A 5766-nucleotide genomic window follows, 5' to 3' on the forward strand; every position below is an offset into this window, starting at 1 on the left:
TCGCAGCGCGCCGTGCTGTTCTTGCACCCGCGCGTGAAGTGATCCCAGTAGGTCCGGGCGTAGTTTTCAATTTTTTTTCATTTAAGTCAGCGTATGTCATAAGCGTATGATAGTCGTTATTTTTGATTTAACAAAGTAGAATTAATCATTTCTGTCATCTCTTCGGTATCCCAAGGAGTATATCCTTGCCGAGCTAAACTTGTTGCTAAATCTCCTTTGCCATTCAGAATATAATCGTTAATGTTTTGGCAAGCCGCATAACTACTCTCAATAGTAAAAACTGTAAATCCTAATTCTTTTACTAAAAACTCCAACATTCTATGTTTAAATTGAAAAAATTCTCTGTTACCATGTGAAGCTTCACCAAGTCCAATTATTTTGACATCTTTTAATATTTTTTTCAAAGGTTGAAGGTCTGTAAACCCATGTCCTGCCTCAACATAATTAATTGGAATAGCTGTTTTCTTTAACCAACTAACTACGCTTTTCGTTTCTTCATCTTTAATAAGTTGCCCATAACATTGTCCAAAGTTGAGAAAAAGCCCAATTATTAGCAAAAACGCAATTGTAGTTCTTATTTTCATTCGATTAATATTTAGAAGTTAATACTGCATATTTGCTCAACTTTGGAATATGTATGTCCATTCAATTTGTTTGTCGAATTTGCTCGTTTGTTGGAAAGGGGTGTCATAAAATGGCACCCAACTCCTGTATATACGAAAGTTTTGCAGTACTTTTTGTATTTATGCTGTATTTTTCTTCTTTTTCGTTGTACTTTTGACATCGTATTTTTTGAATTGTCATAATTCCCGATGCGTTGCCGAGGAAACTACAAAGGTCAATCTCTTGGCAAATTCAACGAATCCTCACCATGGGCTGTGTATCCACAGAACTTTACGATCCTAGCATTTTTGAAATTGCGTTGAGCAATAATGTCCGGTTAGCCAGTACGCCATAAATCTATAAAATTAATTTGATTGGTAGCTACACTCACAACCCAAAACTTATCAAACGGTACATTTCTCTTCTGACATAGCTTTTTGCAAGGGTGCTGGCTCACCTGACACCTTTTCTCTCCCCCCACTTCTCAACCCACTCACCCACCAACTTCTCCGTCTCCCCCGCCGCCTTCACTACCTGCTTCGTAGGCGCAAAATCACTATCCTGCAAAATAGCAAACACCACAGACAAACTCCGCTGCAACGCAGGTAGCTCTTTTTCCAGCGCAATTACCTGTCCGAGTCGGGTAGCGAGTTTTGCCTTCTCTTTCTTTCCGGCTTTGGCCAGTTGCCCATCGAGATCCACGCGAAGGGCTTTGAGTTCGTCCGCCGCGCTGCTCAGTTTCTGCCTTCCTTCGTACATCGCCTTCGACCAGTCGTGTTGCCCTTGGAGTTTTTCGGTTGGGGTGGGTACGCGCGGGTCCATTTTGAGGGTCAACGGTTGTTCATATACTTTCCCGTTCACCGTCAGGCGGACGATGTAGGTACCCGGCATTACCCAGGGCGCGGTGGGGGCAGGGGCCGTGTTGCGGTAGGTGGCCGCGATGGGGAATGTGACCGGGCCGGGCAGCGGGGCGTAGTGCAGGTCCCACAGGAAGCGGTGCGACCCGGCTTTGCCCGAAAGGATTTGCTGCGGGCGGGGCCAGTAGTCGGGTACGTTGATGGCGGGCATCGGGTAGGGTTCGTCGGCGGAGGTGTAGCGGCGCACGCGCTCGCCGCTGGCGTTCAGGAGGTCGAGCGTCACCAGTCCGGTGGCTTTTTCTTGGAGGGTGTAGTCGATGATGGCCCCGTCGGGCGGGTTTTGTCCGGCGGGTTCCTCCTGCGGCAGCGGGGTGTCGGGGTTCATGTTCCAGCGGACGCGGTAGGTGAGCTGGGGCCGGAAGAGCGTCACCGGGGCTTTGGCGACTTCGGCGGTCAACTGGCGCAGCGGCGTGATGTCGTCCAGAATCCAGAAGCTGCGCCCGTGGGTGCCGACTACGATGTCGTCGTCCTTGATGACCAGGTCGCGGATGGAGGTGGCGGGCATATTCAGCCGCAGCGACTGCCAGTGGTCGCCGTCATCGAACGACACGGACACCGCCGTTTCCGACCCGGCGAAGAGCATTCCCGGGCGCACGGGGTCTTCGCGCACGGTGTTGATGGGCTGGTCGGGCAGTCCGCGCGTGATTTCCTGCCAGGTGGCCCCGCCGTCGCGGCTGCGCAGGATGTGCGGTTTCATGTCGTCGAGCCGGATGCCGTTGATGGCGGCATAGACTACGTTGGCATCGGTGTGGCTGGCTTCCAGTTGCGACACCTTGGACCAGGGTTTCAGGCTCGGCGGCGTCACGTTCTGCCAGTTTTTACCACCGTCGCGGGTGACGTGGATCAGGCCGTCGTCGGTCCCGGCCCAGAGAGTACTGCTGTCCACGTACGACGGGGCCACGGCGTAAATCACACCCCGGCGGGGCATTTTTTTCATTTCTTCGGTGGTGTAAATCCCCACGCTGGCCGGAATTTCATCGTAGGTCGGGCGGCTGAGATCGGGACTGATGACTTCCCAGGAATCGCCGCCCGTCCGGGTTTTGAACAAGACATTCCCGGCAAAAAAGAGCGTTTTTGGGTCGATGGGCGAAAACAAAACGGGAGCCGTGCGGACGAAGCGGTACTTGCCGCTGCGGACGGCTTCGGGGGCGATGTTCTGCACCTGCCCGCTCCGTTTGTCGAAGCGGGTGACTTTGCCGCCGTAAATGATATTCGGGTCCAGCGGGTCGGCGGCCACGTAGCCGTATTCCTCCACGCCCACGGGATGCCACTCGCGGTAGGTGATTTGGCCATCGTTGCCCCGGCTGGCGATGCCCACCGAGCCGCTTTCCTGCTGTCCGCCCAGCACATTGTAGGGAAACGCATTGTCGGTGCTGACGTGGTAAAACTGCGCCGTGGGCTGGTTATACCATGAACTGAACGTCTTCCCGCCGTTGACGGTGATGATCGCGCCCTGGTCGCCCGCCAGCAGGATGATGTCGGGATTGGTGAGGTTGATCCAGAGGCGGTGGTAATCGTCGCCACCGGGTGCGCCCCGGAAGTCTTCAAAGGTTTTGCCGCCATCGGTCGATTTCCAGGTTACGACGTCGGCGATAAAAATGATGTCGGGATTGGTAGGATGCACCTTTATTTCGGCAAAATCACTGCCGCGTCCCCACAGGCGCGGGTCGTCGTCGATGAGCCGCCACGATTCGCCCGCATCGTCGGACCGATAGACGCCGCCTTGTTCGGGCGCGTCCACGGTGGCGTACATCCGGCGCGAATCGGAAGGCGCGATGCCAAAGCCAATCCGCCCGACGCCCTGCGCGAAGGTGGGCAGTCCTTTCGTGAGTTTGCGCCAGGTGGTGCCGCCGTCGGTGGATTTGTACAGTCCGCTTTCGGGCCCCTGCCATTCCGCATTCTCCCAGGGGCCTTCCTGCGCCTGCCAGAGGTCGGCGTACACGACCTGCGGATTGTTGGGGTCGATGGTCACCTGAATGGCCCCGGTATCCTGGTTTTTGTACAAAACCTTTTCCCAATGCTGGCCACTATCGGTGGTGCGATAGACGCCGCGCGTGGCGTTCGCGCCGTAGGGATGCCCCAACACGGCGGCGAAAACGCGGTTTTCGTCGGTCGGATCGATGCTGATGTTGCCGATTTGCTGGGCGTCGGCCAGGCCCAGGTGCGTCCAGGTTTTGCCCGCGTCGGTGGATTTGTACATCCCGTCGCCCACCGAAAGTTCGGGACGGTGCAGGCCCTCGCCGCTGGCCACGTATATCACGTTGGGATTGGAAGGCGCCACGCCCACATCGCCGATGGAGCCCGTGGGCTGGTCGTCGAAGATCGGAAACCAGGTACGGCCGTAGTCGGTCGTTTTCCAGACGCCACCGTTGTTGACGCCGATGTAGAAGACGTTCGGCTGCTGCGGCACGCCCACGGCCCCGACGGTGCGCCCGCCCCGGTGCGGGCCGATCATGCGCCATTTCATGCTGTCGAAAAGGGTGGGGTCGTAGGTTTGGGCCGATACTGCCTGGTGCAGGAGGAGAAGAAAGAGGAGGGCGGAGGTAAAGCGTTTGGGCATAAAAACGGTGGATTTGTGTGAGCATCAACTAATCGAGCCTGATTACGCAATGAAATTACAATACCTCGTAATAGCAAGTCGGGTAGTATATAATACTGGTCAGAAGGCTGGAAAACCGTTTCCGCTGAGCGCGATGTAGTTAAAAGAGGCAAGGAATCACCCGACAAATTTTTTCTATTTTTATTTATTCTAAATAACATCTGTGTCAATTTTTCTCCTACCTTTGCCAAAAATATTTTCCACCTCTCTTCAATATTCATGAAGTCAACTAGTCTTAATTTATTAACCACCATAGCTGCTGCTGCTCTGCTATCTTCCTGCACGGATAACACGGCAGTAGATCCAACGCCTACCCCAACCTACACCGTCCCCGCTACTTACGCCTTCAACAACGTCGATTTCAAAGAGTCCGCCTCGCGCATCAGTATGTGGCAGGGATTCCAGGCATACCTGGGCCGGGGAAATACCCACACTCTGAGCGCCGATACAGTCAATTACTTATGGAATAATACAAACAGCGCTTTCACAGCTGAAATGGCCGACAATATTCCCTACGCCGCGACTGACTTGAACAAGCTGAACTATAATCTTTCCAGTAAAGTCGCCGACGCCACGCTGTTCAAAGCGCTGGCCGATTCAATGGTGTACGTCAGCAAATTCAACAATCAGGCAGCCTCAAAAGGCATCCCCGGCAAAATCGGCAATCGCCTTTTTAATCGCAACGGTTTGGAATACAACCAGTTGGTAGCCAAAGGACTCATGGGCGGGCTTACCCTCAGCAATGTCGTTGCTATTTTGGACAAAATCCCAACCGATGACAACAAGACTGAAGTAGCCGGGAAAGGCACCGCCATGGAGCACAACTGGGATCTGGCCTTCGGTTACGTGGGCATTCCTATGGACTACGATACCGCGTACGACTATCGTTCGCAGCCCGTGAAGGCAGATCGTCCGCTGGCGTTGGGTGGTTATTTTGCCGAAAGAGCCAATTACATTCAAGCGGGTGGAAAAATATACGAGGCGTTCCGTAAGGGCCGTGCGGCTATTACCGCGAAAGACTACGAAACCCGTGATGCTGCCATCAGCACGATCAAGGAATTTCTTGAAAAAACCATTGCAGCGGCGGCATATTATTACGTGACCGCTCCCCAATCCACCACGGCCCTTGATTCCAAATTTCACGCTATTTCGGAAGGAGCGGGATTTGTGGCCGCGCTGAAGTACCGCCCGGCCAACAGCAAGATGACCGCGGCCAACTACCAGACGCTGGTATCGCTTCTCGACACCAGCTACTATTCTCTGGCCGAAGACGCCAGCAACACTAAGCTGAAGCAGGCGCAGACTATTCTGACCGAGGCATACGGAAAGCTTCAACCTTGATTTTTAGTTTTTCAAAACTACTCAGCCGAGTTCTGAAACCGGAGCCTGGCTGAGTGGTTCAAGGCAAAATCATTACCCTAATATCACAATGAAATCTTTTCGCGTCAATTCTGTCGTCCTTCTTCTTCTATCGAGCCTCGTATTCTACGGCTGTACCGAGGACGATGAAACGACCAATCCGGTCGCCACCAGCAACGATGCTTTCAAGACCGGAATGCTGACTAACTACGCAGACAACCTGATCATCCCGGCCTATGCCGATTTGAATACCAAACTAACGACGCTGGAAACGTCGGTCAACGGTTT

The 5766-nt window shown here is 53.6% G+C and carries 3 protein-coding genes and 1 pseudogene; 2 read left to right on the forward strand and 2 right to left on the reverse strand.

All coding sequences use genetic code 11. The features are described from left to right. Positions 1-116: 116 nt before the first annotated feature. Both ACEW8P_RS25970 and ACEW8P_RS25975 read right to left on the reverse strand, forming a co-directional pair. A complete protein-coding gene (locus ACEW8P_RS25970; protein ID WP_373515974.1) occupies positions 117-584 on the reverse strand; it encodes an erythromycin esterase family protein in 468 nt (155 codons plus the stop codon). A gap of 472 nt (positions 585-1056) precedes the next feature. After that, positions 1057-4080, reverse strand: coding sequence for a WD40/YVTN/BNR-like repeat-containing protein (locus tag ACEW8P_RS25975; protein ID WP_373515975.1), 3024 nt, complete (start codon positions 4078-4080; stop codon positions 1057-1059). A 258-nt stretch (positions 4081-4338) separates the two neighbouring features. Between ACEW8P_RS25975 and ACEW8P_RS25980 the strand changes: the two genes are divergently transcribed. Further along, positions 4339-5460, forward strand: a complete 1122-nt coding sequence (locus ACEW8P_RS25980) for a DUF4856 domain-containing protein (protein ID WP_373515976.1) — start codon at positions 4339-4341, stop codon at positions 5458-5460. 88 nt (positions 5461-5548) lie between these two features. Further along, positions 5549-5766, forward strand: a pseudogene (locus ACEW8P_RS25985) (peptidase M75, Imelysin); the annotation flags it as partial.

Source organism: Persicitalea sp., from assembly GCF_041751555.1.
Lineage (GTDB): Bacteria > Bacteroidota > Bacteroidia > Cytophagales > Spirosomataceae > Persicitalea.

Coding starts and splice junctions, on each gene's coding strand:
- ACEW8P_RS25970 (WP_373515974.1), bottom strand. CDS start 584: ATGAAAATAAGAACTACAATTGCGTTTTTGCTAATAATTGGGCTTTTT.
- ACEW8P_RS25975 (WP_373515975.1), bottom strand. CDS start 4,080: ATGCCCAAACGCTTTACCTCCGCCCTCCTCTTTCTTCTCCTCCTGCAC.
- ACEW8P_RS25980 (WP_373515976.1), top strand. CDS start 4,339: ATGAAGTCAACTAGTCTTAATTTATTAACCACCATAGCTGCTGCTGCT.